This window comes from Vibrio sp. Vb1554 (genome assembly GCF_033344235.1).
Window position 1 is genome coordinate 1 of sequence record NZ_JAWPOJ010000277.1, and the last position, 1225, is coordinate 1225.

Annotated in this window: 2 protein-coding genes; one reads left to right on the top strand and one right to left on the bottom strand. The window is 46.6% G+C overall.

Features of this window, described 5'->3' with window-relative positions; all coding sequences use genetic code 11:
• Positions 1–140: 140 nt before the first annotated feature.
• Positions 141–860 carry a PAS domain-containing protein gene (locus tag R8N28_RS25625; protein WP_025500833.1) on the top strand — a complete coding sequence of 240 codons (720 nt, stop codon included), beginning with the start codon at positions 141–143 and terminating at the stop codon, positions 858–860.
• A gap of 76 nt (positions 861–936) precedes the next feature.
• Here the strand turns inward: R8N28_RS25625 and R8N28_RS25630 are convergent.
• The coding region (locus R8N28_RS25630; protein WP_318183710.1) for a pyridoxal 5'-phosphate synthase at positions 937–1225 on the bottom strand (289 nt) is incomplete at its 5' end.

The window sequence follows — 1225 nt, forward strand, 5'->3', positions numbered from 1 at the left end:
CGTAGATGACGAAAGAATCCATGAAGTGAGCATACTGACCTGCATAAAGCAGGCAATGTATCCAAGTCATGTCTGAATGCTGGTGTAAACACAGCTGATGGAGAGATGGCTTGGGGCCAAATAGCAGTAGTGAGTCCTCTGTGAATATTCCAGTCAATACCATAGAACAGTCGCTTCTCCGACAGCTACCGGGTTGTTGGGGGTGCAAAGATAAAGATTCGGTATTCCGTTATGTGAATCAGGAATACGCCGAATTATTGGGCCATGCCTCACCAGAAGAGTGCATTGGTAAAACTGACTTCGAGATGTCGAGCCCAACCACTGAATGCGCGCAAGAATTTCAACGCCAAGATAAACATGTGATCGAAACGGGCGAATCGTTGAAGATCCTTGATATTCATCCTTACCCTGACGGGCGTTGGCGCGCACATATTTTCACGAAAACCCCTTGGCGAGATGAACAAGGCAACATCCTCGGCACCATTTTTTATGGCCGAGAGTTAACCGACACCGCCGTGATTGAAGTGGGCTACTGGGTGTGTCGAGCCATCGGTACAGACATAAACCATCAATCCATTTTCCGCTTTTCGAATCTGAATCCGAAACCAGAAAAGCTCACATGCCGCGAGCAAGAAACGCTATTTTTACTGCTTTACGGCAAAAAACCTCAGTTTATTTCTCAAGTGATGGGCATCTCCACAAAAACGGTAGAAGGGCACGTCGCACGTCTAAGAAACAAGTTTGAAGCGAATAGTAAGAACGAGCTGATCGATAAAGCAATGGAAGCAGGCTACGGCTCTGTTGTACCCAAAACGCTGCTTAAACATCAGCTTTCTGTTGTTTTGAATGGAGAGCGCTAACGCCACGCCGCTTTATCTTTATAAACACAAACACCGCCTAAATGGCGGTGTTTTGTTAGGCGTTAAGTAAGATGCCCTATGGCGCGAGACGGTCGATATCCCATTCACCATCGTGTTGAGAGAATAGGAAACGGTCATGCAGACGATGCTCACCGCCTTGCCAAAACTCAATGCTTTGCGGTTTAACTCTAAAGCCGCCCCAAAATGTTGGCATTGGAATTTCACCTTTGGCAAATTTCTGTTTGAGCTCAAGGAACTTACCTTCCAGCACTCCACGAGCAGAAATACGGCTACTTTGCTTACTCGCAATGGCCGCCAACTGGCTATCTTTAGGGCGAGAAGTAAAATACTTCATGTTTTCCATC